22 protein-coding genes are annotated in these 25,682 nt (G+C 61.8%); 12 read left to right on the forward strand and 10 right to left on the reverse strand.

Going from position 1 to position 25,682, the window contains the following annotated elements; genetic code table 11:
• Window positions 1–82: 82 nt before the first annotated feature.
• The 5 genes from HU144_RS08295 (at window position 83) to HU144_RS08315 (ending at window position 5,748) form a co-directional block, all read left to right on the forward strand.
• Window positions 83–1,672, forward strand: a complete 1,590-nt coding sequence (locus HU144_RS08295) for a gamma-glutamyltransferase family protein (RefSeq protein WP_235350956.1) — start codon at window positions 83–85, stop codon at window positions 1,670–1,672.
• A gap of 229 nt (window positions 1,673–1,901) precedes the next feature.
• Window positions 1,902–2,918, forward strand: coding sequence for a glycosyltransferase (locus HU144_RS08300; protein WP_235350957.1), 1,017 nt, complete (start codon window positions 1,902–1,904; stop codon window positions 2,916–2,918).
• On the forward strand, window positions 2,915–4,510 hold the full coding sequence (locus HU144_RS08305; protein WP_235350958.1) for a glucosyltransferase domain-containing protein: 1,596 nt from the start codon (window positions 2,915–2,917) through the stop codon (window positions 4,508–4,510). Before HU144_RS08300 ends, HU144_RS08305 begins: the two co-directional genes overlap by 4 nt.
• 70 nt (window positions 4,511–4,580) lie before the next feature.
• Window positions 4,581–5,093, forward strand: coding sequence for a GtrA family protein (locus HU144_RS08310; RefSeq protein WP_235350959.1), 513 nt, complete (start codon window positions 4,581–4,583; stop codon window positions 5,091–5,093).
• A 292-nt stretch (window positions 5,094–5,385) separates the two neighbouring features.
• Window positions 5,386–5,748, forward strand: coding sequence for an iron chaperone (locus HU144_RS08315; protein WP_235350960.1), 363 nt, complete (start codon window positions 5,386–5,388; stop codon window positions 5,746–5,748).
• A gap of 536 nt (window positions 5,749–6,284) precedes the next feature.
• Here the strand turns inward: HU144_RS08315 and HU144_RS08320 are convergent.
• Window positions 6,285–6,866, reverse strand: a complete 582-nt coding sequence (locus tag HU144_RS08320) for a TetR/AcrR family transcriptional regulator (protein ID WP_235350961.1) — start codon at window positions 6,864–6,866, stop codon at window positions 6,285–6,287.
• 97 nt (window positions 6,867–6,963) lie between these two features.
• Between HU144_RS08320 and HU144_RS08325 the strand changes: the two genes are divergently transcribed.
• Window positions 6,964–7,368: a DoxX family protein gene (locus tag HU144_RS08325; RefSeq protein WP_235350962.1), complete on the forward strand. Its 405-nt coding sequence runs from the start codon at window positions 6,964–6,966 to the stop codon at window positions 7,366–7,368.
• 92 nt (window positions 7,369–7,460) lie between these two features.
• The gene (locus tag HU144_RS08330; RefSeq protein ID WP_235350963.1) at window positions 7,461–8,240 is read left to right on the forward strand and encodes a CPBP family intramembrane glutamic endopeptidase; all 780 of its coding nucleotides are present in this window, start codon (window positions 7,461–7,463) and stop codon (window positions 8,238–8,240) included.
• A gap of 203 nt (window positions 8,241–8,443) precedes the next feature.
• On the opposite strand, the gene HU144_RS08335 is transcribed toward HU144_RS08330, so the two are convergent.
• Entirely contained in the window at window positions 8,444–9,118 is a 675-nt protein-coding gene (locus HU144_RS08335; RefSeq protein WP_235350964.1) for a MerR family transcriptional regulator, read from the reverse strand.
• Window positions 9,119–9,181: 63 nt separating this feature from the next.
• Here HU144_RS08335 and HU144_RS08340 point away from each other — a divergent pair, with 63 nt between their 5' ends.
• Both HU144_RS08340 and HU144_RS08345 read left to right on the forward strand, forming a co-directional pair.
• A complete protein-coding gene (locus HU144_RS08340; RefSeq protein WP_235350965.1) occupies window positions 9,182–10,393 on the forward strand; it encodes an MFS transporter in 1,212 nt (403 codons plus the stop codon).
• 29 nt (window positions 10,394–10,422) lie between these two features.
• Window positions 10,423–11,049, forward strand: a complete 627-nt coding sequence (locus tag HU144_RS08345; protein ID WP_235350966.1) for a hypothetical protein — start codon at window positions 10,423–10,425, stop codon at window positions 11,047–11,049.
• A gap of 52 nt (window positions 11,050–11,101) precedes the next feature.
• Here HU144_RS08345 and HU144_RS08350 read toward each other — a convergent pair whose 3' ends face one another.
• Genes HU144_RS08350 through HU144_RS08365 form a run of 4 tightly spaced genes read right to left on the reverse strand, consistent with a single transcriptional unit; the run spans window position 11,102 to window position 15,951 of the window.
• On the reverse strand, window positions 11,102–12,409 hold the full coding sequence (locus HU144_RS08350) for a DUF6716 putative glycosyltransferase (protein WP_235350967.1): 1,308 nt from the start codon (window positions 12,407–12,409) through the stop codon (window positions 11,102–11,104).
• Complete coding sequence (locus tag HU144_RS08355; protein WP_235350968.1) at window positions 12,396–13,577, reverse strand: hypothetical protein; 1,182 nt, start codon at window positions 13,575–13,577, stop codon at window positions 12,396–12,398. The genes HU144_RS08350 and HU144_RS08355 overlap by 14 nt, the downstream gene beginning before the upstream one ends.
• The gene (locus tag HU144_RS08360; protein ID WP_235350969.1) at window positions 13,574–14,980 is read right to left on the reverse strand and encodes an alpha-2,8-polysialyltransferase family protein; all 1,407 of its coding nucleotides are present in this window, start codon (window positions 14,978–14,980) and stop codon (window positions 13,574–13,576) included. The genes HU144_RS08355 and HU144_RS08360 overlap by 4 nt, the downstream gene beginning before the upstream one ends.
• The gene (locus HU144_RS08365) at window positions 14,980–15,951 is read right to left on the reverse strand and encodes a glycosyltransferase family 2 protein (protein ID WP_235350970.1); all 972 of its coding nucleotides are present in this window, start codon (window positions 15,949–15,951) and stop codon (window positions 14,980–14,982) included. The genes HU144_RS08360 and HU144_RS08365 overlap by 1 nt, the downstream gene beginning before the upstream one ends.
• Window positions 15,952–16,177: 226 nt before the next feature.
• Here HU144_RS08365 and HU144_RS08370 point away from each other — a divergent pair, with 226 nt between their 5' ends.
• The gene (locus HU144_RS08370; protein WP_235350971.1) at window positions 16,178–17,935 is read left to right on the forward strand and encodes a polysaccharide pyruvyl transferase family protein; all 1,758 of its coding nucleotides are present in this window, start codon (window positions 16,178–16,180) and stop codon (window positions 17,933–17,935) included.
• A 618-nt stretch (window positions 17,936–18,553) separates the two neighbouring features.
• On the opposite strand, the gene HU144_RS08375 is transcribed toward HU144_RS08370, so the two are convergent.
• From HU144_RS08375 to HU144_RS08390, 4 genes are all read right to left on the reverse strand, one after another.
• Window positions 18,554–19,180: a hypothetical protein gene (locus tag HU144_RS08375; protein WP_235350972.1), complete on the reverse strand. Its 627-nt coding sequence runs from the start codon at window positions 19,178–19,180 to the stop codon at window positions 18,554–18,556.
• Between the two features lie 590 nt (window positions 19,181–19,770).
• Complete coding sequence (locus tag HU144_RS08380; RefSeq protein WP_235350973.1) at window positions 19,771–20,658, reverse strand: N-acetylneuraminate synthase family protein; 888 nt, start codon at window positions 20,656–20,658, stop codon at window positions 19,771–19,773.
• The gene (locus tag HU144_RS08385; protein WP_442862645.1) at window positions 20,655–22,031 is read right to left on the reverse strand and encodes a cytidylyltransferase domain-containing protein; all 1,377 of its coding nucleotides are present in this window, start codon (window positions 22,029–22,031) and stop codon (window positions 20,655–20,657) included. Before HU144_RS08385 ends, HU144_RS08380 begins: the two co-directional genes overlap by 4 nt.
• A 166-nt stretch (window positions 22,032–22,197) precedes the next feature.
• Window positions 22,198–24,147 (reverse strand): dolichyl-phosphate-mannose--protein mannosyltransferase, encoded by a 1,950-nt coding sequence (locus HU144_RS08390; RefSeq protein WP_235350974.1) that lies wholly within the window; start codon window positions 24,145–24,147, stop codon window positions 22,198–22,200.
• 175 nt (window positions 24,148–24,322) lie between these two features.
• Here HU144_RS08390 and HU144_RS19420 point away from each other — a divergent pair, with 175 nt between their 5' ends.
• On the forward strand, window positions 24,323–24,970 hold the full coding sequence (locus HU144_RS19420) for a DUF4190 domain-containing protein (protein ID WP_235350975.1): 648 nt from the start codon (window positions 24,323–24,325) through the stop codon (window positions 24,968–24,970).
• Between the two features lie 221 nt (window positions 24,971–25,191).
• On the forward strand, window positions 25,192–25,641 hold the full coding sequence (locus HU144_RS08400) for a DUF4190 domain-containing protein (RefSeq protein WP_235350976.1): 450 nt from the start codon (window positions 25,192–25,194) through the stop codon (window positions 25,639–25,641).
• Window positions 25,642–25,682 lie beyond the last annotated feature (41 nt).

Below are 25,682 nucleotides of genomic sequence, written 5' to 3' on the forward strand. Positions count from 1 at the left end.
ACGATCTTCGCTCACCGCTGAGCCATACCGAGGAGGCCCCTTGCATTTCACCCCCGTTCCCCGAAAGAACTCGTACAGGTCAATGATCGTCACGCCACAGCCTGAGGCCACCGATGCAGGCGCGATGGTCCTGGGCAACGGCGGGAACGTCGTCGATGCAATCGTTGCGGCATCTCTTGTTCAATCGGTTGTCGATCCGCTGATGTGCGGAATCGGCGGCATGGCCGTTATCAACATCACTGCGCCCGACGGGCAGCGAATCATTATCGACGGTTTGGGATCTAGCCCCGCGGCTGTCACGCCCGACATGTGGGAAGCCGATCTTCTGGGCCCAACTCCCGATGGATTCGGATACAGAACAAAAGACTACGTAAACGAAACCGGCGCCCAGGCGATCATGACCCCTGGAACCCTGAAGACTCTCGCCGTTGTCCACGGGCGTTTCGGTTCTCTGCCCTGGTCGGATCTGTTCGGTGAGGCCTTGCGGTTGGCCGAGAGCGGTTGGATAGTACGTCCCCACCTGCAGACCTTGATGGTTCAGGATGAGACCAAATACGGCCGCATGAACTTCGGCGATAAATTAACCTCGACGCCTGATGGTCAGCGAATCTATGCCCCGAGCGGAGGGTTACCCAAGTTGGGCGACATCATTTCCAATCCTGACCTTGCCGAGGTGCTGAAGCATATCTCTGCTGAAGGTGCAGAAGATTTCTACCACGGAGAACTGGCGCAGGCGATCAGTGACAGTGTGCAACTCGACGGCGGCGTTCTCAGCGCCGATGACCTGGCCCAATACACGGTGAAAGACCTGACGCCTATCACCGGACACTACCGCGGGCTCGAGCTGTCACTTCCTCCACAGCCCGCTGGAGGTGTGCAGACCATGCAGACACTGGGCATCATGAATCACCTCGACTTCTCGACCCTGGATCACAACAGCCCCGAGCACCTGACGGTTATCGCTGAAGCAATGAAGCATGCACTGCGCGACAAGGAGGACTTGTGGAATCGTGGCCAATCCACGGACGACGACTATTCCGCGCTACTCGATCCTTCGAGATTGGATGAGACCGCACATCGGATCCGGAATGGTGAGAAGGTAGACGTTGACGGTCCACGGTACGAGTCCAGGAACACAACTCATCTCAATGCCATGGATGCCGAAGGCTTCACCGTCTCGATGACGCATACGCTGGGAAACCCCTCCGGTTATATTCCTCGCGATCTCGGATTCATGCTCAACGGCGGAATGAGTACGTTTGATCCTCGTCCTGGAACAGCGAATTCGATCGAGCCGGGGCGGAGGCGCAACACCACATCCTGCCCCACTATCGTGTTCGATGATGCCGGTCCGATGATGGCGATCGGCGCACCGGGGGCCTCGTGGATCACGCCGGCCATTGTCCAGACGATCTCGAACGTCATCGATTTTGGGATGAACGTCCAGGACTCCGTTTTGGCACCCCGAGCCGTGGCCACCTCGAACACGATCGATATCTCCAACAGGATCCCGCGCTCGACGGAACTCGGTTTGCACGATCGCGGCTATGAGGTCAGACGCTCTCCATTGAGTTACGCGTTCGCTGGAGTTCATGCGATCACGCGTCACAACGGAGTGCTTTCCGGAGCCGCCGATCCACAGCGCGATGGGTATGCAGCAGGAGTTCGCTGAGTAAGACGGGATCTATTGGTGCGCCCCACCTTCGCGGGATCGATGGACAACCTCGGTGGGGAAGTGACGGGAGTGTGAACGTTGGCGGAAGCTGGGGGAAAGCAGCGGCGCAGTTCGCGTTCTCGTAACCTCACCGTCACTTCGCGCCCGTATCCCTGAGTAGCTAAGGCTCATGGCCGCTTGCTGTCTCGGCACGGTGGTCTGGCGAGGACGACGATGGGAATACCGCATGCTCGAGGACACCACCAGGATCGCTGCGATCGTCCCCTGCCACAATGAGGAGATCACGGTTGCGACGGTGGTCAACGACCTGAAGAAGGCTGTCCCCGGGATCACCGTCTACGTCTACGACAACTGCTCCACCGACCTGACCTCGCAGAGAGCCGCCGAGGCGGGCGCGATCGTTCGCAAGGAGAACTCCCCGGGCAAGGGCAACGTCGTCAGGCGTGCGTTCGCCGATATCGAGGCCGACATCTACGTGATGATCGACGGCGATGACACCTACGAGGCCTCCCACCTTCCCGAGATGATCGAGACCCTGGTCTCCGGGCCGTATGACCATGTGCTCGGGGTGCGCCAGGACAATCAGGAGTCCACCTCCTACCGGCCCGGGCACGAAGCCGGGAACATGATGTTCAATCGGCTCACCGGGTGGCTGTTCCAATCCCAGGTCACCGACATGCTCTCCGGCTACCGGGTGTTCTCCCGCAGGTTCGTGAAGTCGTTCCCCGCTATCAGCAAGCGCTTCGAGATCGAGACGGAGCTGACCGTGCACATGATGTCGTTGCGTCTGCCCAGCACCGAGGTGCCCATCGACTTCCGTGACCGTCCCGATGGCAGCGAGTCCAAACTCTCGACGTTCAAGGACGGGTTCCGCATCCTCGGCCTCATCTCCGCCCTGGTCAGACACGAACGGCCGAGGCTGTTCTACGGTGTCATCACCACGATCCTGGCCGCATTGTCACTGCTGTTCGGGTTGCCCGTGGTCTGGGAGTTCTGGCAGACCGGACTGGTGCCCAGGTTCCCGACGGCCATCCTCGCCGCTGCCCTCATGGGACTGGCCTTCCTGCTCGGCAGTGTGGGGCTGACCTTGGACGGTCTGCGCCGTGCCAGGCGTGAGACTTCGCGGTTGGCCTACCTGGGGTTGCCGGCGGTCAGTGTGCCTGAAGCCAGCACCTCGGAACTTGACCTGCCGCGTCAAACTGTTCGTCAGTCGCCAGCAACGAGGACCTCGCTCGCCTCATGACGGCACCGAAACCAACGAATCGGGCGACGAGCACGACGAATCGGGCGACGAGCACGACGGTGAACGGTTCCAAGCTGCGAGGCTTCTTCGCCTCGGCGCTTGCCTGGGACGCCTTCCTTGCGCTGCTGACACTCATGCCGGCACTGGTCTTCACCGCGCTCTTCTTCCCGGGGCGAGCCAATGTCGACATCGCCAACCAGTATGCTCAAGCCACGGGCGACATCCCGTTCTCCGACTGGCACCCACCCGTCATGAGCGCCGTGTGGCGGGCTCTCATCAGCATCACCGGTGCAGCCGGCAGCCTCTTCGTCCTCCAAGTCGTCATTCTCGCGCTCGCCTGCTGGGGCCTCGGCGTGATCGTGCACCGGTGGGGCGCACCTCGGTGGATATCGCTGGTCGGGCCGGCAATCATGGCCACCCCGTGGGTGGTGTCGCAGATGACGACCATGTGGAAGGACACGCAGATGGCCGTGGCCATGCTGCTGGCCGTGGTCCTCCTCATCATCACCCGCTTCGTCCCGAAGACGTGGCTGCTCTGGATCCCGGCTCTGATGCTGCTCGTGTATGCGTTCGGGCTGCGGAAGAACGCCATCTTCGCCATCGTCCCGATCGCGGTCTATATCGGGTACCTGCTGGTCAAGCGGCTGCGCAGCAGTCGACGTTTCTCTAAGATCACGGGTCGGTTCGGCACACGGGTGGGCGCTCGTTTCGCCGCACGGCAAGGGATTGCGACGGCTGTGGCCTCGCTGCTCGTCCTCGTCGTCCTGGGCGCGGGCGTCAAGGCCACGGACTTGGCCATCGCCTCGCAGGAAGATGTGCAGGCCACCGGTCAGATCTCGCAGATCTTCCTCGACGACGTCATGTTCTCCGTGCCCAACGGCGATCTCCAGGCCTCGGACGCCCCTGCCGAGCTCAAGGACAAGATCGGCACAGCCCGCGACAAATGCCTGGAGAAGGGCGAGATCTGGGATGCCTACTGGAACTGCTACGGCAAGGGAGCGACCGGGGAGCCGTTCTCACCGATCGGCCACCAGGAGGAGCTGAAGGACCTGTGGTTGACCGAGGTGATCACCCACCCACTCCGCTATGCCGAGTACCGGGCGGCCGTGTTCTCCTTTTACTTCTTCACTTCGGCCGTGGAGTACTGGCCAGCCGCGTGGCACTACGACGCCGATAAGGTCGGCCTCGAACAGGGCAATGACAAGGCCGACTACATCGTCAAGCCCTATGTCGAAGACTTCGCGCTCGACACGTTACCGATGCTGTTCAAGCCGTGGTTCTGGACCCTCCTCGCAGGCCTCCTCCTGGTCTTCGCATACCGCGCTCGAACCCGGGGTGCGACCTCGGTGAAGACCGCCGGCACACGGGCCTTCTGGCCCGAGATCACGATGCTGTCCACCTCGGCGCTGTTCTATGTCTTCGGATATTTCCCGATCGTCCCGTCGAACCATTTCCGATATACGTTCTGGCCGGCGCTGGCCGTCACCACCGCGCTGCTGTTCGTCCTGGCGATGTGGCGGAGTCGGAGAGGCCCGACAACCCGGCGAGGTTCGACAGCCACGGATGATTCGAGCCCGGGGGAGACCCTGTGATCGCCGGGCACGCCGCGATCGGGGGCATTCAGCGAGTCCGAAACCTGGCCGATTAGACTCGGTGACTGTAATGAAAGAGTCATTTTCGGCCCGTATGCGGCGCCTCGCGGTGGAAGTGTTCAAATTCCTCACTGTCGGTGGTTTAGGCTACATCGTCGACGTGGGGCTCTCCAACGTCCTCGCCTACGGCCTGGGATCGATCCCCCCACTGCTCGAGGGCAGCCCCATCAAGGCGAAGATCGTCTCCACCATCATCGCCATGATCGTGGTGTGGATCGGCAATAAGCTCTGGACCTACGGGGACCGGACCACCGATTCGAACCTGCGCGGCATTCTGCTCTTCGCGGCCGTCAACCTGGCCGGAATGGCCATCTCCGTCATCCCGTTGGGCGTGACCTGGTACCTGTTCGACATGCGTGACCAGCTGACCTACAACATCTCGACGAATATCATCGGTGTCGGCCTGGCCATGATCTTCCGCTTCTACGCCTACCGGACGTGGGTGTTCAAGGATGCCTCCCGGGACGCCGAGGTGGTTGTGGAGCTGGACGAGCCCCGCACCGTTCCCGACGACCGTAAGTAGGGTTGCAGCGCTGACTTCATCGGCACAACGGTGGAGCTTCGAGCCTCCTGTGCGGGCACCGTCGTTTCGGCGCTCCACCGTTGTGCCGTAGCGAGGACTGACGCGACTGGGAGCCGAAGCCTATAGTTGGGCAAACCAGGAAGCGGGAACATCGGCGACTGGTGTGGAGGCACAGGTAATGAAGACAGCGGAGTCCTACCTGGGCAGGACCTGAAGTCCTCAAACGTTCCGATGGAGCACGGAGCAAGTAGTGCATCGTTGCTTGCGGGACTACGAATAGAGGGGAAATGTGATGAGTGAAAAGGCGACGACCGTCGACGAATATCTTGATGGTGTTGATCCGGCGTTCCGAGCGGAGCTACAACGGATTCGTGCGCTCGTAACCGAGCTCGTGCCGAACGTTGAAGAGCCGATAAGTTACCGCATGCCAACACTGAAATACAAAGACCGCGCATTGGTATATTTCACCGCCTCAAAGAAACACATGAGCCTATTCCCCTCGTCTTGGGCGATCGAAGAGTTCAAGGACCGACTAGAGGACTACAAGACCACTGTGCACGCGATTCAGTTCACGCTGGCGAAGCCGCTGCCCACCGACCTGATCGAGGACCTCGTGTGCTTCCACCAGCGCCAGATTGACGAAAACCGACAATGAACAATCCCCATATGGCCGTCCATGGGCGACGAATGCGAAGACCTCGCTTGGGCTCAGGACATGTTCGTCGACAGTGTTCGTGCGCGCAAAGGTGATCTGACGATCATCGAGCTTCCTGCGGCAGAACACAGATTCGAGAACTCAGGCCATGTTGATGGTCGGCGAGCAGGAGGCGACCGGCTATGAAACCGGTTGAGAGCCTCCTGCTCAGCAGACTTGCAACACCTCGGCTACCAGGGATGAGGTGCGTCGACAACTACTTCCTCAAGCGACGATAGGCGCGAGCCGACAAGGGCAGGAACACGGCGGTGATTGCCAATGGCCAAGCGATTGCAGCAAACAGGCTTGAATCAGCCAGCCATCCACTTGTGACGCCTGTGGGGTTGCCGAACAGTTCCCTGGCTGCCGTCGCTGTTGCCGATATGGGATTCCACGCTGCAACCGCGCCTAGCCAGTCGGGCATGAATTCCGGAGCGACGACGACATTCGACAGGAAGCCGACTGGCCACACCAGGACCTGGAGAATTCTCGGAGGACTATTTCGTGAAGGGCAACGCCTGCGTGGCAAGCCTCAGCGTGTCGATCTCACGCGTCAGAGCCGATTCTGCAGTTGGCAGCGCTCTGCTGACGACGAGGCCATTGACCACACTGAGAAGGAAATGCGCCCTGGCCGTGTTGTCACCTTCTTCCAACGCCCGCTGCTCAACGAGGATTGCGAGCCACGTCTCAACGCGGCGCGCGGCCTGTTCTTCAAAGGCAATGTGTGTCGCGCGGATGTCGTCAGGAGCTTCTGGACTGATGTAGTTCCGGTACAGCTCGCTCCATCGAATCCGGGCCTCATCTCCTGTACCGATGGCAGCGACGAGCCTGCCCAAATTGTCGACGAGGCGTTGTCGTGCCGGCAGCGCCGTGTCGTGAATGCGATCGTCGGGCATTGCCGAGTCATACATCGAGGCAAGTACGGCATCGAGTAAAACTCGTTGCGTCGGGAAGTAGTGTCGCAAAGTTCCCATCCCGACCCCAGCCCGTGCAGCCACTGCACGGACAGTCAGGCGTTGCTCTCTTCCCTCCTGAACCATCGAGGTGGCCGCGTCCAGGATCTTGCGTTGTGTGCTCATGATTTCTCCCCCCGAATTGAAGCAACATCATGCTAGCACGGTGTGCTAGTCTTCGATTAGCACAACGTGCTAACTGACTATGACGAATGGAGCCGACATGACCACAACATTGCCCTCCGCCCGTACTCGACCCGTCGCCGGCAAGATCACCCTCTGGGCGATGCAAGTATTGCTGGCCCTTATCTTCGTGTTCATGGCTTTTCCGAAGGCGATGGGCAACCCGATCGCCGTCGCGCCGTTCGACTTGATTGGGCTCGGTATCCCCGGCATGGTTGTCGTCGGATGGCTGGAACTCGCTGGGGCAATCGCTCTGCTGATCCCCCGGTTGTGCGGCCTCGCTTCGATCTGCCAGGTCCCGCTCATGATCGGCGCGACGATCCTGAGTGCCCTAGTCACTCCGAACTTGGTCGTCATTCCTGCACTTACCTTGGGGCTGGTATGTATCGTGGCCTGGTTCCGTCGCTATGACATCGTTGCTCTGATTCAGATTGTTCGTCGCTGATGCACACTGCCGGGGGAGAGTACCGTCCGGACTCTTCTGTTCGCGCCGACGAAGAATGCGACCCGCCGAACCTCTCGCCAGGAAGGACAGATATGACCGAGTACTCCCCAGGAGATGCTGACCGTACGACCAAAGAGCCCTCTCCTCGGCACACTGTTCAGCGCCCCAACCCAGACAGAGCCGTCCCAGAACGCGTCTCGGCAGCCGGTGTGGCGCCGGGCTGGCGCGAGCTGGTCGTCGCAGTCCTCGTGTACCTGGCTACGTATGGGCTCGTGTTCCTGCTCCTGCCGCTGATCGCAGACGATGCCGTGTCGGGCGTTGTCGGGCTGTTCGTCTCCGGGGCCATGGGAATCGTGGCGTTCTTGGCCGCATGTCTCGTTCGACGCCGCAGGCTCAGTATCTTCGGGATCCGTAGAGCTCGACCGCGCTTCCTCTGGATGGGTGTCGGCTTCGGGCTCGCGGCCTATCTGCTGGGGGTGGTTGCCGCATTTGTGTACATCGCGGCAACAGGGGACGCCCAGAACGTTCAGACCAGCTATCAATCCGCTGCTCGGGGCAGTGCCGGAGTCCTCGTCCTGACGCTCGTCGCTGGCTCCATTGTCACGCCGATCGGTGAAGAACTGATGTTTCGCGGTGTGGTCGCCAACGTGCTGTTTGCTCGACTCACGGCGTGGGTGGCGGTCCCGCTCAGCGCTCTGATCTTCGCCGTTGCCCACGGCATCAACCCCGTCTTTCCCGTCGCTTTCGTCGTCGGAGTTCTCGCGGCCCTGCTGTTCAAGTGGTCGGGCTCGATCTGGCCCGGGGTCATCATTCATGGGGTCAACAACGCCACAGCGCTGGTCGTTCCGTTGGCGATCTCGAGCCTGGTCTAGTCGGTCCCGATTCTGGTGGTCTGCGCCAATGCCCACGCTTGGACACGAGCCGCTGGTCCAAGCACGAACTCCAGAGGGCCCAACGCCGAGTGGAGATCCACCGCCCCAGGTGGCGGGAAGGCTACCCATACCCGTAGCGAGCAGTTCCCCTCTGCCAGTGAGAACAGCGGAAGGCGCACCACGGCGGCGGCCCGCGCAGGACCTCACGTGAGGCGACGGACGAAAGCGCGCTGCCAGTCATTCAGGTCACGTTCTGCGAGTGTGAGTAGCAGACGGGATTCCATTTCCGTGACGGTCGGCACCTGACTGAGGAACTCCGAGACGATGCCGTCGATGTCCGCTACGAGATTGTCGAGTTCGGCAGTAGTCGTGTTCTCGTCGATGGCCTCGAACCGCCTCTGCGCTGCAATGATCCGGGATCGCACCTCAGGGCACTGCAGCGTCTCGGCTAGGCGATCGGCCCGCTCGCCGTCTCCGTACAGGTGAGCGAAGAGGGTGGAGGCAGAGATATCCGACGGTGTCATGACGAGCGCAGCGGCCAGCTTTGACAGCCCGATACGTCCGGCAGCGCGGGCTGCGGCCAAGCGCTCCCGCTGGTCGGTGAGGGCCGCGATGCGCTGACCAAGTGCGGCATCGACCTCGTCGAGGGTCTCGTCCCCCGACGCGCCAAAGCCAGCGACAATGGCGCCAGCGTGCTCCAGAGAAAGACCAGACTGGGTGAGCTGACGGATCCGCACCAAAGCGACGAGGTGGTCAACCGTGTAATCCCCGTATCCGTTGGCGCGGCGTTCAGGCTCGGCAAGGACACTCTTCTGGTTGTAGTAGCGGATCGTCCGGACAGTCACGCCAGCGAGATCCGCGAGTTCTCCGATTCGCATCGGTAACCATCTTACAATCGTCGACTTGACCACGACGTGGCGTCACGGTTTCAGATAGACGATATGGAACGTATTCGCTTCTTTTACCTTGTTTCTTTCGCCACGTCGCTCCTGGGTAACTCGATCACCGCGATCGCATTGCCTCTGGTGGTGCTGTTCACCACAGGCAGCCCATTGGGTGCGGGCATCGTGGCGATTGCCGCCGCGGTGCCAGCGGCCCTTGCCGGGTTGCTTATGGGCGCGCTCGTTGACCGGTTCAATCGCCGAACCGTCGCCATCCTCTCCGACGTCATCTCAGCGGTGGCTCTGCTCATCCTGCCGATCGTGCATCTGACGATCGGGTTGAACTTAGGCTGGTTCGTCGCCGTCGCCATTCTGAGTTCTTTTGGGGACGTCCCCGGCATCACCGCACGAGAGGCGATGCTGCCGGCGATCGCGAAGGCGGCGAAGCTCGACCCCTCTCGGCTGATCGGCATCCGAGAATCGCTGTCCGGGGCATCGCTGCTGCTCGGACCGGGAGCCGCCGGCATCCTCGTCGCCGCTCTCGAACCGGTCTCAGTGCTATGGATCACCTCAGGCCTGGCGGTATCCGCGGCGCTGCTCACTCTCGTCATCCCCGCGCGCGCGACCGTGCTCGCCGGCGAGACCGCCGAGGCCCCTTCCTCGAAGTCCGCGATGTCGATGTTCCGCGGCCTGGGGATCATCTTCCGCTCGCCGCTGCTGCGTGGACTCGTGGCACTCGGACTGGCCCTGGCGATTGTGCTGGCTGCCACCCAGGGAATGGTCATGCCCGTCCACTTCGCCTTCCAGGGCGAACCACAGTTCGTCGGATTCGTCCTCAGCGCTCTAGCCGCCGGTTTGATGGTGGGCGGTGGATTCTTCGCCGCCCTCGGCCACCGCATCCCGCACCGTGTCTGGTTCATCGCCGGTCTGATCATCGTTGCGGCAGGCTTCTCGATCATCGCCATCCTTGGCCCGGTGTGGTCCATCTTCGCCGGAGCAGTCGTGGTCGGCATCGGCGGCGGTGCCATGAACGCTGTAATTGGACTGGCCTTCGTCGAAAACGTTCCCGACGCCCAACGCGGAACGGTGCTCGGCGCCCAGAACGCGCTGATGACGCTGGTCCCCGCGTTGGGCATCGGAGCCTCAGCCGTGCTCATTGAGGCCGGCGGCATCCAGCTGACTGCCGTCGCTCTCGCCGGCCTGTGGATTCTCGCGACCATCGCCGCTCTCCTCACCCCCCGCCTCCACCGACTCGGCCACGCCGAAGCCTGACACCGACTGATGACAGAAAGGACAACACCATGAAGATTCTGAGAAACTTACGAACGACGCTGCGAGAGAACTGGCGCACCTACATCCTCCTCAACGTCGCAACCTACGGTGCGCTGGTCGTGATGATGAGCGTGACCTCGCTCATGCCCGGAATGCGAGAAGAGGGAGTCGAAGGGTCGACGGCTTTTACTAACCTGCCCGGTCTCTCGGCCGTCGTCGACGCCTACGCCTCCGGCAACGTCATCGCGGCAGCCCTCCTCACCTTCATCGCGAACCTCCTCTTCGCAGCCGTGCTCACCACTACCCTGCCTTCTCTCATCATCCCGTTCTTCGCAGTCGTCGCAACGGTGGGGCGTGCCGGCCTCATCGGGATGTGGCTTGCCCCGGGGTCTCCCGGCGAAGCGCTCGCGCTCATGCCCCACGCACCGATAGTCATCATCGAATTCCAGGCCTACATCTTAGCCGCGCTCGGCGCTGTCATTATCTGGCGAAAGACACTCGGGCACCGACGACACGGATCCCTCTCAGCGTGGGCCGGATACCGGATCGGCATCCAAGACAACGTACGCCTTTATCCCGTCATCATCGCCATACTCGTCCTCGCCGGCTTCCTTGAAGCCATCGAAGTCATCTACCTGAGGCCTCTCCTCTACTGACACCTCGGCGAGTCATTGCTCGGCAGTCAGTCCGTTGAGGTTAGCCCGGATTTCAGCGCGAGTACCGCAGCTTCCGATAGGCGCGGATGACCGGGGCGGGAGCTATGGTCCGCAGTTCCGCCCGAATGAGAAGTCGCTTCTGCCTCCACACTGCACGGCGCCTATTCGGCAGCTGACCGGCCCTGGCACGTGTGGCCAGCAACGCCAGATGATGATGCATTCTTCCGTCGTCGGAATGGAAGTAGTTCTGAGCCAACCACGCCGAAGTGGGGAAGCCGATTGTCCCGGCTGCGACCTCGGCGAGGGTCCCCGTAGCGCCGGAGTCCGCGAAGGCCTCATTGAGCAGGTGACGGTCGAAGCCGAAATCGGAGATCAACAGAGTGGGGATGCCACGGTCGAAGGCTTCTAGAGCCGCCGTCGATGACACCGTCACCAGCGCGGCACCCGGCACGAGGAACTCGTCGAGAGGACCATAGCCGAGCCCGATGCGATCGGCGCCTGAAATGCCTTGGTCACGCAGGGATTCGAGGATGTCGAAGTACGAGTGCTGTTCGTGATGAGTTTCGTGCTCACCCGGCCGGGAACGCATTTTGATGATGGTGCTCGAGCCTTCGTGACGAGAGGCGAATTCGGCGAGGGAACGAACGATCGCCTCGCGATCGTCGAGTGTTGCGGGCACCTTGGCCTGCGGCGCGAACACGAGTGTCTGGGGGACGCCGACCTGTGTGAGGGGCTCGGGGGCTCCACCAGTGACGGCTGGCTGGGGGATCCCGGCACGTTGCGGGATCCCCACTGAGCGCAGCATCGGCAGACGGGCCAGGTAGATCTCACAGGGCACTTGCGTGAGTGCACTGACCTCGGTGTACTGCGCCACCTCGGCGAAGGAATGGGTGATGAACGCATCCATCAGCCGGCGATAATTCATGCCCTTGCAGCTGGCGGGCAGCCCCATGCCGGGCAGGCCCGAGACCAGAGCAGGGCGCTGTTCGAGCAGGTGCGCGGTGAGGAAGAGCTGAGCGACGATCGGGCCGGTGGCGGCCCCGAGCACGATGTCGGCATGATGATCGGCGATGATGTGAGCCACGTCGGTGCGCTTGATGACGGGGATGCTGCGGCCAGCCCAGGCGGTGCCGGCGATGGAGTGGATGATCTGCTCAGAGGTGGGCAGGATCGGGCTGTCGATGAGGTAGACATGGGCCTCGATACCGGGCAGAGAACTCAGCAGCTGGGTCGCCCATTTGAGGTAGGACTCGGAGTCGGAGACAGAGACGACCCGGATCGGTGCGTCAACGGTCGACGAAGCCGGTGGATCAGTGTGCGGTGAGCGATCCGTGTGTGATCGTGGTTCAGGAGTCGACATCTGCCTTGACCGATTGGGCATTGAGGGACTTACGCAGACTATCGGCTGAGGCTCCGGTCCACCATTCTGCTGGAATCTCGGTGACGGCGATCGTCACGTCCGGGTTGAGTGTCGACAGGGAGATCGCTGCGGTGCTGGGCAGGCTGCGGATGATGGAATTCGGCGGCAGATTGACCAGGCGCAGCTCAATCGGCAGACCAACGTGTTTGATGCGCACGCGCTCGTCACGGTCGAGCTCGGCCAGGAACTCGTCGGTCTCGCGGCGGTGCGGGTAATAGGTGATCGGTCCGTTGGCCATGAGCTCTTCGAGCCAGGCGCGGTAGGCATCGGCGTGGATGAGTCCGTCGGCGACCAGGGCCGAGCCGATGACTGGGTTGTCCCTCGGGTGGCTGCCGCCGGTGGGCAGGGTCTGCAGGTGTTCGAACTTATGGCGGGTGATCTCCGCACCTGTTTTGAGGAAGGCCTTGCGCATGGTCTTCGACACCGGCAATGCGGTGTGCCAGCGCAGTTTCCCTGCCGGGGCCAGACCACGAAGCCGGTCCGCGACGTGTGCGGACATGACCGCGCGTGAGGCCTTGAGTTTCTGTCGCGGGCGCACGAGGGGTCCGCGTTTGGCGGTGAGGATCTCGATGGTCGAGTAGGTGGCCAGACCGTCGTCGAGGATGACGACCTCGGGCATGCGACGTTCCAGGTAGGCCAGCGCAAGTGCCTTATGGACCTGCCCGGAGCAGGCATCGCCGATGTAGATGCGATCGAAGACCTGTTTGCGTAGGACTCCGGGCTTGGCTCCGACACGTTCGAGGGTGATGTTCTTCGGCAGCCAGGCGGAGTCGAAGGCATCGAGGAAGGAAGTCATGCCCTTCGCATTGGCTCGGGCCCGAATCAGCAGGTCCTCGTCCGGTTCGTGGGCTTCGAGTGCGGAGAGGAACTGGAGCGGCGACTCGACGAAGGCGATCGAGGTCAGCCGAACCTTCTTCGACTTCTTCGCCTTCTGCGGTGAATGTTCAGCCGCCGGTGCGGCTTCCTTCTGGGCGGGGGCTTCTGCGTCCTTCGTGATAGTCATGGTGACCTCGTCTTTCTTCGGGACCGACTTCTTCTTATCCAGTTGCTGCTTGTCCAGCTGCTTCTTGCTCGACTTCTTCTTCGCGGAACCCTTCTTTGCCATCATCGGTCTCGCCCACCTCCAAGCTTCGAGCTCAGCGTCGACCTCACCTTCGGGACGAGCTTCGGTGCGTCGATGGAGATCCCGTAGGTCTTCAGCGTGTGCTGAGCGCGCTTCGCCTGCGAGCGCAGACGTCGCTTGGCTGAGCTGAGCCCCTTGCGATGGCGTGGAATCTCCAGCTGTCCGGGCAGGTCCAACTTCGACAGGCGCTTGCGTTTGAAGTACTTCATGTCCTCACCGCTGACGGCCGATTCGAGGAACTCGATCGCGTTGCCTCGCAGGTGGGAAGCGGTCTCGGACTGCATGCAGTAGGTGACGGCGTCGATGAGCGGACCCAGGTCCTGCAGGGCATGTCCGCCCGTGTGCAGGGCATCGACGATCGTCAGCGGGATCCGGTTGCTGTTCTGGTACGGGGCGAGGACCTGCAGCATCATCGAGGTGCCGATCGCGGCCGTGGCGGTCCCGAACAGGGCACGAGCCGTCGCGAGTCCCGTCGAATAGCAGGACACGACGAGCTGCGGTCGGGTGGTGGCGATGACGATCTCGGCCAGCAGGGGCACATCGGCGAGGACGAATTCCAGTCCCAGTTCGTGGCTGCGTTGGCGCAATGGTTCGATCGTCGTCCGCGCCGAGGTGGGGTGGGGTTTGAAGATGACAGTGGAGAGTCCGCGAGCCTTGACCTCATCGATCATCTGCAGGTGCAGATCCAGCTCTTCCTCGGCGGTGATGAGGTCGATCTGAGCGAGGTACTGGCCGAGGACCATGGCAGCGTCGGGGACCGGATCGGCGAGATCCGCCGCCGCCAACTCCGGAGCCACCTCGGCGGCCATGTCCTCGATGACCGACTTCAGATCCGCAGCCGGCAGGACCACACGATCGGGGGAGTGCTCGGCCAGCTGACGTGGGGTGATGCCCGGCAGAAGATCCGTGTAGTAGATCGTCGACAGCCGCTGGTACTGGGGCAGGGACAGCGGATTGCGGACCGGACCGTAGCTCATCAGCCCATCGGAGTGGACTGAGATCTTCGCCGTGGTGAAGATCTGGGTGAGCACACCGGCCGGATGACCGGGCAGTGACTCGACGATGAGGTCGATGGTCTCGTCATCGGCGATCGCCCATTCCGAGTGCAGCCACCGCTGCATGAGCGGGGCACGTTCACCGGAGATGCCGAAGGCCTTCGGGTGGTTGGGCCAGATGGTGGCGTTCCAGTCGATGATGAGATCGAAGTGGGTCAGCAGGCTGGCCGAGCCGGGCATGTCATCGGCGGCCGGCGTCAGCTCTGGGGCGAAGGAGTTGTTGGCGATGACGAGGATCCGCCGCTCCTTCGCCTCACCGAGGTGTCCGGCGCGGATCAGGGCAACGATGTTCGCGAGCTGGTACTGGGTGGAGATCTGGATGATCTGGGTCATCAGCGGGCCCTCCTGACGATCGACTCGATCACGGGCAGTCGGTGCTCCCCGTAGTTGTGCAGGGCCTGGTCGATGATGTCGTTGTCGACGCCCTGCAGGGTGTTCACGGCACCCACGTTGAGCTTCGACCTGACCTCGTGGTTCATCGAGGAGCCGCGGTTGTGGATCTGGAAGTAGAGGATGGAGAGGAAGTTGCGGACGGCCTTGCGTTCGAAGCGACGGAACTCCGGCTTCTCCTCGAGCATCGCGAACACGGAGCGGAATGCGGGGATGAAGTCGAGCTGGCGTTCGTCGAAGATCGCCGTCAACGAGGTGGCGCTGCCCTTGCGATAGCACAGACCGGCGGTGTCGACGACGGCGAAGCTGTCGGTCTCGAGGTGGTGGCGCCAGGTCCAGGGGCGATCCTCGCAGGTCCGCAGGGCCGGGTTGAACTCGAGCAGGCCACGCTGCGCCATGGACCGGGAGTAGATGCCGGTCCAGCACTCGGGGAAGTCGACCATTGTCGAGGCATCGTGGGGGAGGATGAAGTCCCTGGGGTTGAGTGCCGTGTTGTGGGTGAGGCAGGGGGCCGTGCGCAGTTTGCGTTTGAACCCGTTGACGATGAGGTAGTTGGTCTTGACGAAGTCCACGCCCAGACCCGTGATCGAATCCGTCAGGGAGCGCAGATGGCCAGGGGCGTACCAGTCGTCGCCGTCGAGGTAGGTGATCGTCTCACCTGTGGCAGCTTCCAACGCGGTGTTGCGTGCGGTGGAGACGCCGCGTGACTCCGCGTTGTGGATGGTCACGAGGTTGAGGCGGTCGGCGAATTCGGCAACGACTCCAGCCGTGTCATCGGTGGACCCGTCGTTGACGACGATGACTTCCAGTTCGTCACGGGCGAAGCGCTGGTTGACCAGGCTCTTCAGGCTCCCGCCGATCGTTTCCTCGGCGTTCTTCGCAGCGATGATGACACTGACGACTGGGACTGTCATTGGGTCCTTTCGCGGTGGTGCTGTTCACTCGTGGAGTTCGTGTCGTGCGCTGGTGTGTGCACGGCTTCTCCGGGGCGGACGGGCTGTGTGGTTCGCATTCGATTGATCGTAGAATTCCTAAGCGAACGGTGGGTAGCGCCGAGGTTGACGGTTCAGACAGCGCGAATTCACCTGGCGTTCGCTTGCCGCCCATAGTCACGTTGTCGACCACTCATAGCCTGATGTGATGCCGAACCTGAAGCTGTTCCACTTCGACATCCCGACCTGGGGAAACTACGGCGACAAGGCCCTGTTCCCCGTGGTCAGGGACGCCTTCCGGGTGATGGGCGGCGGCGAGGCGGTCGGCACCCATGTTGTATCGGGCCGAGCGCCGGGCCGAGCGCCGGACTCTTCGACGGTCGGTCAGGTCAACTTCACCTCGGCGGCGGCACTGCGACGCGAGGTGGACATGGCCCTGGTCGAGCGGATCAATTCATCGGCCGATGCTGTTGTCATCGGCGGTGGCGGACTGTTCCTCCAGGACACGAACCCGAATCGGCTCTCCGGCTGGCAGTGGAAGATCTCCGCCGAGGCGCTCGCCGCCATCGAAGTTCCGCTCATCATCTATGCGCTCGGTGACAATCGGTTCCGCGGTCAGCCCGAGTTCGACGAACTGATGCGCACCCATGTCAGCCAGGTCCTCGACCAGTCCGTGTTCTTCGGCCTGCGCAACACCGGCAGCATCGAGACGATGTCTCGTTTCCTGGGCGCCGGCGGGGATCGGATCCGCTTCCAACCCTGCCCGACGACTATCGCGGGTCTCCTTTATGAGCCATTGATCGGTCGGCGCCCCGATCCGAGCCAGAAGATTCTGGCGATCCAGATGCTCGTTCATCCGCGCCAACAGGCTGCCGGCTATGACGCCGAGGTGATCCACCAAGCCACGATCGAAGCCGCCCGCATGCTTGTGGCCAAGGAGTGGACCATTCTCAGCGTTCCCTTCCACCCCGATGACGCCGAGGTGTCGAGGCAGTTGGTTGCCGAGGTGCCCGAAATTGAGGAGGTCAGGCTGTATGGCTCCGACGTCGGGTTCTTCGCCGGCTTCGATCTGTTCGCCAGAATTCCCTATGTGCTGGGCGGTCGTGGGCATGCGCAGATGATCCCCTTCGGAGTCGGCTCGATCCCGATCTCCCTCGACCTGCACGCCAAGCTGGGCTACTTCGCACACGACATCGGGCACCCGGAATTCGTCGTGCCGGTGGGGCCGGAAGGAATGGCGGAGGAAAGTGCGACCGCGGAAAGTGGCACCGGCGTCAGCGGCGGCGCAGTCAGCGGCGACGGTGCCGGGCCTGACGGTCCGGGTGGCGACGTGGCGCGGCGGGTACACGCGTTGGCACAGCGGATCGTCGACACGATCGAACATGCCTACGCGCAGGGCAATGACCTGCAAGACGACCTCGCATCGACGCGGCAGAAGCACTTCGACACCACTGCAGAGAATCATGCCGACATCCGCGATGCGCTGCGGCCCGCGTCGGGCCCGGGCGCAGACGTAGATCCTCGTAAAGACTCCGACATCCGAGCCGAGGAGTTCCACCTCGCGGCAGTCGCCGAGGCTGAGGAGTTCAGCACCGCTCAGACGCGAGAACTCTCGAAGACCCGTCGCGAGCACAAGCAGAAGCTCGACGATGCGGCCACGGAGCGCAAGGCACTCGAGGCGGAACGTGAGAAACTCTGTGCACAGCTCAAGCACAAGGAGACTCTGCTCGAGCGACAGTCTGCGGAGCTTGACGCCCAGACCACGAAACTCGCCACTCAGACTGCGGAGAAGAACCGGCACGCCGACGATGCCGCCGACCTGCGGAAGCGGCTCGCCGAATCCGACGCACAGCTCAGGTCGGTCAATGACCGTACAGCCACCGCCGAAGCGAAGGTCCTCATCGACAAGACGGCGCACGGGCTGAAATGGAGAGCACGGAGAATCAAGCGCGCAATTAAGCGCTGAAGAACGGTACAACCACCCAGAACGGTTCGACCACCGCGGCGAAAGAACACGCAACGACCCCACCACCTCGGCGAGTTAATGATGCCACAGTGTGGATGTAGCCCGGAAGCTGGTTGCTAAGGCGCCCGAGGTCGAGGAGATCAGGCTGTGTGGGGCCGTCTTCGGATTCTTTCCCGACTTCGATCTTGGCTCGTCCGCCTCTATGTCCTGGGAGGTCGTGGACACTAGCAGATCCGATTGGCGCGAACGGGAAGCCCGGAACTGTGTCTGTGGTGCTTCACGAGCGGACCAACCATAGATTCACTTCGATCCGTCTATTTAGCTATTCGCGAAGTTCCCCCCATGCGAAAGAAGTTTCGGCTATTTCGGATTGAAGTTGTTCGAAGAACCGTTGTTTGGCCTCCTCTAACGATTCAATGACATCTGAATCCGATACGAGTACTCGAATTCTCTCACCGCGAACGCAGAGTCTTGCCCAGAGCATGCGTAGGTTGGGGCCATCGGACTCGATTGAGACTCTGTCAAGCTCTCCATCTTTTAGTAGACGTTGCAACGCTGGAAAGACGATCTCGTCTATCCGATCTATACTCCACTGATTTGGATCCGGGATTTCCATGCCTAGCTCGTGAATTTAACTTTGCCGGCAATTTTTATGGTACCAATATCTAATCCAACCGGGAAAGAGAATTTATCGCTATATTGAATTGTTTGATTGTCTCTAGCGGTAAATGTGCCATGGAAGTGGTAGTTTTTATCCACTTTATGATCTGCCTGCCTACCTTGCCTTTTTCCAGCAACTGTCGAATCCATGCCTCGTTCCTTAATCTTTCCGGTAATTCGCTTTTGAATATTATCGTTTATCCAGAATCCCCATGGAGATTCATTGTTTCCGCACTTGTGCTGCATTTCTATGTGACCGTTTGAATCTATCTGACCAAATGGTGTGCTGCATTTTAGTTTAAACGTCTTCGAGTTAGTTGCGTGTGTGGCTGTCCCGCCAAGTTCTGGTGTGACTGGGCCATTTGATTCGGGGCTATCCACTAAGTTTTCCACCTGAGACTTCGCGGATTCTCGCGGAATCGGTTTAGCAAATTTAATAGTCAGGGTTGATTCAAATCCGTCGGACTGTTCTGTAATTGAATATTCTTCGACAAGTTCGCTGGCTTGCGCAATACCTGTTGGGCTTAAGATAAGAGAGGCGGATATTGCAGCGAGGGCAACTATGCCAGGCGACCGAAGTCTCATTGTCTTCATCCGTGATTGGCTTATTGTGTAATGGTGTTTGTCGGAATATGATTGAACTACCGTGGAGCGTATCATGCTACGTTGTCGTAGCGGAGGTATTTCTTGATCGAGCTGGCCTGGCGTCTCAGTCAAGTTTGGCTTCCAAGCGGTCAACAAAAGCGGTGGAGCTCAGTGGTCAGTCTCATGGTGTGGCACCTACAAGATGAAATCTAAGCAGAAGAAGACTGCAACCTTTTCGGGGTCAGCGAGATCGAGCAAGTCGCGTCCTTGCGCGAGAAGGCTTATGAAGGACACAGTTTCGGGCAAGAACTACTACACGAGAGCGACGTTCTGCACAGGCCTGTAGATGCTTAGATACTTCAGCGCGCTCCCGTTTGCCCTGCCTGCTTTCGTCGCGGGAACAGTCGCCTCGGCCCTCTTGCGAAATAGTTTGGGGCGCGGGGTGGCCCACTCGACGTGGGCGGATTATGGCAGTCCCGCTACTTCGGTGCGGGAACACGACAACGGCCCCACCACCTCGGCGAGGTGAAGGGGCCGTTGGCAGCCGATCAGATCAGAGCGCGATCAGATCAGCTGAGGATCAGGTCAGATCAGACGCTGACTTTGCGCAGCGAATCGATCTTCGACTCTTCGCCCGGCATGACGCGCTTCTCGCCGTCGCCGAAGGCGGTTTCGAGAACGCGCACGCCCTTGACGAGCGAGGTGAACTCGCGTGGTTCCATCGAGGCGGACTGGTCCGAGCCCCACATCGAGGAGTCCAGCGTGATGTGGCGTTCGATGGTCACGGCGCCCAGTGCTGCGGCGGCGAAGGAGATCTCGAGGCCCAGCTCGTGGCCGGAGTAGCCCACGGGCACTCCGTAACGCTCGCGCATGGCGGTGATGGCCTTGAGGTTGACCTCTTCGGGAGGCAGCGGGTAGGTCGAGGTGGCGTGCATGAGGACGAGCTTGTCGCGGTCGAAGACCTCGACGGCTGCATCGAGCGTGGCCCAGTCGGACATGCCCGAGGAGCACAGGACGGGCTTGCCGGTGGCAGCGATGGCGCGGAGGAGTTCGAAGTCCGTCAGCGAGGCGGAGGCGACCTTGTAGGTCACAGCGTCGAACTCGTTTTCGAGGAAGTCCACGGAATCAGTGTCCCAGGGGGAGGCGAACCACTGCAGTCCGACTTCCTTGGCGTAGCGGTCGATCTCGGCGTATTCTTCCTGGCCGAACTCGACGCGCCACTTGTAGTCGAGGTAGGTCATCTCGCCCCACGGGGTGGAGCGCATCTTCGACTTCTGGTGTTCGGGCACAGCCACATCGGGATTGCGCTTCTGGAACTTCACGGCCTGGGCACCGGCGGTGACGGCGACATCCATGAGCTGCTTCGCGATCTCGACGTCGCCGTTGTGGTTGATGCCGATTTCGCCGATCATGTACACGGGCTGATTCGGGCCGACGAGGTGATTGCCGATGGCCACGGGGGCGAGTTGATCAGTCATGAAACCTGCTTTCGATTGGTACGCAAACCTTCTGCGTGATTCGTGAGCAACGGCTGTTGCTGCTGGATGGATGGTCGGTGAGCATTGGTGTGTGAGTCGGAGTCCAGTACGGATGTCAGACCCCGTGTCGGCAGCTGCTGCGTTGCCTGGTCTGGCACTGGAATGAGGTCGCAGACTTCACGGACCGCTCCCTTTCCGCCGGGCCGATCGAGGACCACTCGAGCCGCTGCGAGCACCTTGGGGTGGGCGTCCGCGACTGCGATGGGCCAGCCGACGACGTCGAAGGCTTCGAGGTCGTTGATGTCGTTTCCGACGTAGGCCACCCGGGTTGCGTCGAGGCCCTGTTCATCGATCCACGACTGCAGAACCTTCGATTTATTGTCGACGCCCTGGGTTACGTCCACGTGAAGTTTTTCCGCCCTGCGGGTGACGACTGGGTTGCGTTCCTTCGACAGGATCATGACAGGCAGCCCCGATCTGACGAGGCGTGAGACTCCCATGCCGTCGCCGCGATGGACGCGGACCTGTTCGTTGCCGTCCTCATCGACGTAGGCGCCGTCGTCGGTATGGACTCCGTCGAAATCGGTGACGAGGGCGTCGACGTCGATGACCTGCGCGGTCTCCTGCGTGGAGGCGATCGCGCGGACCAGTGACAGGTCGGACATGTCGTCGATTTCCCGGGCGTGCTCGGGCGGGACCTCTTCGATCGTGACGCGGCCGAAGAAGCGGTGCTCGTGTTCGATCAGGCCGTCGGTGCGCATGACGTAGAACGCGCCGGTCTCGTTGTAGTGCTTGGCCCTGTCCTGGCGACGCGGCCGGAAACTGGCTTCGTGACCGACGGCGACTGCCGATTCGCCATCATCGAGACGCCACAGGAACGAGTGGTCCTCGACGGCGGAGAACACGACGTCGGCGTCCCCGTCACGCACGGCGGCGACCGCGTTGTCGATCGAGGCCGAGTCGATGAACGGCGAGGTGCACTGCATGAACACGGTGGTGTCGAATTCCTCGCCGAGGTTGGCCAGCGTGTAGATCAGAGCCGATTCGCTGGTCGCGGTATCACCGGCGATGTCAGCGGGACGGTGGGACACCTCGGCGCCGGCGCGAATCGCCTCTGCGGCAATGCCCTCATGATCGGTCGAGACGACCACGCGGTCGATGCTCGGCGTTGAATTGGCTGCGTTGATCGCGCGCGCCAGAAGCGAGACCCCGGCGACCTTCTGCAGGTTCTTCAACGGAATTCCCTTGGAGCCGCCCCGGGCGGGAATGATCGCCACGGCCCGATGCGGCCGTGCTGCGCTCTCATTGTCAGCGGGCGCTGTGGCCACGCGATCGGTGGGCGCTGGGGGAGTCAGAGTCGATTGGTAGTTCACAATGATTCGACGCTAACGACGGCATATGGCCCCCAGGTGAACGATCAATGTCGCCGAGGCGACGCCTTCGTGGCGGGTGTATGTCGAGGTGCCATGTGGCAGGGTTTCTCGCCCGAGGCGGGGCTGAGTCGTCAGCGCCAGGTGACGTCGGAATGGCTGGGAGCGGTCAGCGCCAGGTGACGTTCCACATGCGGTTGTTCCAGGCTTCGAACGGGATGACTTCGCCGGTGTAGACCGGCCAGAAGTAGGCGAAGGCCATGATCGCGGCCACAAGGATGAGGCCCACGGCCATCCGACGGCCGAACAGGGACCAGGGGATTCGCGTGCCGCGACCGGCGAAGAGAGGGCCGCGCGGTTGGGGAGCGAAGTGGGTGGAGCCTGCGGGGTCGGTCGGGATGCTCGGGTCGGTCAGGAGGCTCGGATCTGCGGTAGGGACTCGGCCCCAGAGGAGTGTGAGGCAGTAGGTGAACGCGAGGACGACGAAGGGCACCATGACGATCGTGTAGAAGGTGAAGATGGTGCGTTCCTGGTAGGCGAACCAGGGCAGCCAGGTGGCGGCGAGTCCGGCCAGGATGACTCCGGCGCGAACATCTCGGCGGATGATCCAAGCGACCAGTGCGACGAGGATGGCGATGGGCGCCAGCCCCCAGATGACCGGATTGCCGACCGAGGTGATCGCCGCAGAGCAGTGCTCAACGGCGCAGCCCATACTTCCCTGGTCAGGGGATTCGTAGTAGAAGGAGGTCGGCCGCCACTGGACGATCCACCCCCACGGGTTCGACATATAGGGGTGTTCCGAGTCGAGGCCGACATGGAACGAGTACGCCGTGTAGTGGTAGTGGGCCAGAGACGGCAGCCACAGCAGCCAGTCCGGCAGCGCACTCCACCAGCCGCCGTTCTCGAACGCCCACTGCCGGTCCCAGGCACCATCGGATCGGATCCAGCCGGACCACGTGATGATGTAGGTCAGCAGCGCCACGGGCACGAGTTTGATGAACGCGGGAATGCTGTCGCGGATGAGCATGCCCAGCCAGGGGTGGACGGTCCCGGCGCGGTGACGCGAGTGCACGTCCCAGGCGACGACGAGGATCCCGAATGCGGCAACGGCATAGAGCCCCGACCACTTCACTCCCATCGCCAGACCCAGGCTGATGCCTGCGGCGATGAGCCAGGGGCGCACGCCGAGGCGGGGCCCGAAATTGATCAGATCCTTGCTTCGCGATGGGTGACGGTGGCGATATCGCTCTGCTTCCGGGCCCGATGTCGAGCCTGCCGGCGGTGTGGCCGAGTATGCCGGGGGAGCGACCGACGCTGTGAAACGGGCGAGGCGCTTCGTGACGAATTCTCGGTCGAGAACGATGAAGGCGAAGGCAAGGAGGATGAAGGCCATGAGGATGATGTCGAGCAGACTCGTGCGCGAATGCACGAAGTGCTCACCATCGATCGAGAGCAGGCCAGCGGCCACACAGGCGAAGAACGCGGAGCGGAAGAGCTTCCACGCGATGAAGCCCATGAGGAAGATCGTCAGGGTGCCGACGATAGCGACGGAGAACCGCCAGCCGAAGGAATCGTCGGCGCCGAAGAGATGGATGCCGGCACCGATGATCCATTTGCCCAACGGTGGGTGGACGACATATTCGGGAGTGGACTCGATGACGCTCGGGTCGCCGGCGTTGAAGGAGTCATCGGCATTCTCCGGCCAGGAGCGTTCGTAGCCGAACTTGAAGACTGAGTAGGCGTCCTTGACGTAATAGGTTTCGTCGAAGATCAGACGGTGAGGGAAGTCGAGATTGAAGAGCCGGAGGACGCCGCCGATAGCTGTGATGATCAGCAGGGCCGGCCACATCCAGATCGGTGCGCGAGTCGCCCACATTCCAGCGCTGAAGGTGCGCCTGCGGATGGCAGCGGCATTGGCGCGGATCGATTCGCGCCGGTCAGCACGACGTTCCCGGGCGATGAGCTTGGTGGCAGCCGAAGCCGCTGCGGACGAGGGAGAGTCGGCTACTGAAGTCGCTGCGGATGAGGGGGAGTCGGTTTGGGCGTTTGTGGGGTCGGTGGACTCATCCGCGGGGTCGGTGGACCACCTCGGCGCCTGGGGATCTTCGGGTTGAGTCATTATCGTCAAGTTTAAGGTCCGAGGAGACGCTTCTTCCCATCTGGTCCTCAGGGTGAGTCGTTCATGTGCGGCGGGAGATCGGCGCGAGCGGCGGGTTGGGGGACGTCGGCGTATTGTCCTTCGGACCCTCAGGACGACTAAGGTAGTCCTCAACAGGCGGCAAACGAATGAAACGGTGAAGAGCGTGTCATACAACCCGAACTATCGCCCGAGCGATCCACCACAGGTCGGATCCCAACAGTTCAACAATGGGTACGGCGCGTCACAGCCGCAGCCAGGGTACGGCTCAGGCCAGTACCAGTACCAGGACCAAGGCCAGTACTCGAACCCGAACCCGTATTCGAACCCGAACCAGTATCAGCAGCCCCAGTCCGGCCCAGCGGTCTACATCCAGCCGGGCACGTATGGCTACAGCCAGCCGGACGCGTACGGGTACAGCCACCCGGCGGGATACAGCCAGCCGATGACCTACGGGGCACCGATGATGGTGCGGCCAGCAGTGAACACCCTGTCGGGCTGGGCGATGTGGATGGGCATCATCGGGCTCGGCGGCGGCTTGGTCTGCAGCATCTTCTCCCTGGTCCCTGTCATCGGCATACTGTTCTCAATCGTGGCGATGTTCCTGTGGATCGCCCCGATCCTCGCCGTCATCTTCGGTCACGTGTCTCGCGGCCAGATCAAGAGAACCGGCGAAGACGGCCGAGGCCAGGCCACCGCAGGGCTGGTCATGGGCTACATCGGCATCGGCTTCGCTCTGCTGATGATCGTCATCTTCATCGGCGTTCTGGGTCTTGGATTCCTCGCTGCCGGGATGAGCTACTGAGGGATCGTCAGGACCGTCGTCGGGAGAGCCAGGTGCTGGGAAACCGTCTTTGGGAGGCACAGCTCATGAGAATCCATTTTCTGCCCTGACACCGGTGGTGCAGGATTGCAACAGGTTCGCCCCCGTCGAAACTGTGCGGCTCGATAGCGTTGTAGTCAGACGCAAGGGGAGCATCCCTTCAGCAGGGATCATCCCGTGAGCGCAACAGGAGCGAACCAGATATGCACACTCGGCAACTGTCCGCCAGCGGCAGCAAAGAAGCTTCGGGTCATTCGGCAAATGGTGGCTACCCAGGCTATTCCGCCTACTCACAGTCAGCCGCATACGGACCCAACCCGGGGTTCGGACCCAACCCGGGATTCGCGGGCCCCGTCACGTACATCTATCAGCCGATCGCGCCGACCAACACGGTGGCGATCATCGCCATGGTGCTGTCACTTGCAGGGGCCATGACATCATTTGTCCCCGCAGGCATCGCCGGGATCGTCATGGGCCACATCGCTCGCAGACAGATACGTCAGCGGGGCGAACGCGGAGACGCGATGGCGCTGACCGCACTCTGGGCAGGCTACCTCGGGACTGGATTCTGGCTGATCTTCTGGGGCCTCTACATCGGGGTCATGGTGCTCGCAATCATGATGGGCGTTGCTGCTGAAGAAGCGACCTATTGACTGAACTGAGACGCATCTGTAACAACCTCACCTTTTGTCCC

The organism is Brevibacterium sp. UCMA 11752 (assembly GCF_021532235.1).
Taxonomy (GTDB): Bacteria; Actinomycetota; Actinomycetes; order Actinomycetales; family Brevibacteriaceae; genus Brevibacterium; species Brevibacterium antiquum.

Coding starts and splice junctions, on each gene's coding strand:
- HU144_RS08295 (WP_235350956.1), top strand. CDS start 83: ATGATCGTCACGCCACAGCCTGAGGCCACCGATGCAGGCGCGATGGTC.
- HU144_RS08300 (WP_235350957.1), top strand. CDS start 1,902: ATGCTCGAGGACACCACCAGGATCGCTGCGATCGTCCCCTGCCACAAT.
- HU144_RS08305 (WP_235350958.1), top strand. CDS start 2,915: ATGACGGCACCGAAACCAACGAATCGGGCGACGAGCACGACGAATCGG.
- HU144_RS08310 (WP_235350959.1), top strand. CDS start 4,581: ATGAAAGAGTCATTTTCGGCCCGTATGCGGCGCCTCGCGGTGGAAGTG.
- HU144_RS08315 (WP_235350960.1), top strand. CDS start 5,386: ATGAGTGAAAAGGCGACGACCGTCGACGAATATCTTGATGGTGTTGAT.
- HU144_RS08320 (WP_235350961.1), bottom strand. CDS start 6,866: ATGAGCACACAACGCAAGATCCTGGACGCGGCCACCTCGATGGTTCAG.
- HU144_RS08325 (WP_235350962.1), top strand. CDS start 6,964: ATGACCACAACATTGCCCTCCGCCCGTACTCGACCCGTCGCCGGCAAG.
- HU144_RS08330 (WP_235350963.1), top strand. CDS start 7,461: ATGACCGAGTACTCCCCAGGAGATGCTGACCGTACGACCAAAGAGCCC.
- HU144_RS08335 (WP_235350964.1), bottom strand. CDS start 9,118: ATGCGAATCGGAGAACTCGCGGATCTCGCTGGCGTGACTGTCCGGACG.
- HU144_RS08340 (WP_235350965.1), top strand. CDS start 9,182: ATGGAACGTATTCGCTTCTTTTACCTTGTTTCTTTCGCCACGTCGCTC.
- HU144_RS08345 (WP_235350966.1), top strand. CDS start 10,423: ATGAAGATTCTGAGAAACTTACGAACGACGCTGCGAGAGAACTGGCGC.
- HU144_RS08350 (WP_235350967.1), bottom strand. CDS start 12,409: ATGTCGACTCCTGAACCACGATCACACACGGATCGCTCACCGCACACT.
- HU144_RS08355 (WP_235350968.1), bottom strand. CDS start 13,577: ATGATGGCAAAGAAGGGTTCCGCGAAGAAGAAGTCGAGCAAGAAGCAG.
- HU144_RS08360 (WP_235350969.1), bottom strand. CDS start 14,980: ATGACCCAGATCATCCAGATCTCCACCCAGTACCAGCTCGCGAACATC.
- HU144_RS08365 (WP_235350970.1), bottom strand. CDS start 15,951: ATGACAGTCCCAGTCGTCAGTGTCATCATCGCTGCGAAGAACGCCGAG.
- HU144_RS08370 (WP_235350971.1), top strand. CDS start 16,178: ATGCCGAACCTGAAGCTGTTCCACTTCGACATCCCGACCTGGGGAAAC.
- HU144_RS08375 (WP_235350972.1), bottom strand. CDS start 19,180: ATGAGACTTCGGTCGCCTGGCATAGTTGCCCTCGCTGCAATATCCGCC.
- HU144_RS08380 (WP_235350973.1), bottom strand. CDS start 20,658: ATGACTGATCAACTCGCCCCCGTGGCCATCGGCAATCACCTCGTCGGC.
- HU144_RS08390 (WP_235350974.1), bottom strand. CDS start 24,147: ATGACTCAACCCGAAGATCCCCAGGCGCCGAGGTGGTCCACCGACCCC.
- HU144_RS08400 (WP_235350976.1), top strand. CDS start 25,192: ATGCACACTCGGCAACTGTCCGCCAGCGGCAGCAAAGAAGCTTCGGGT.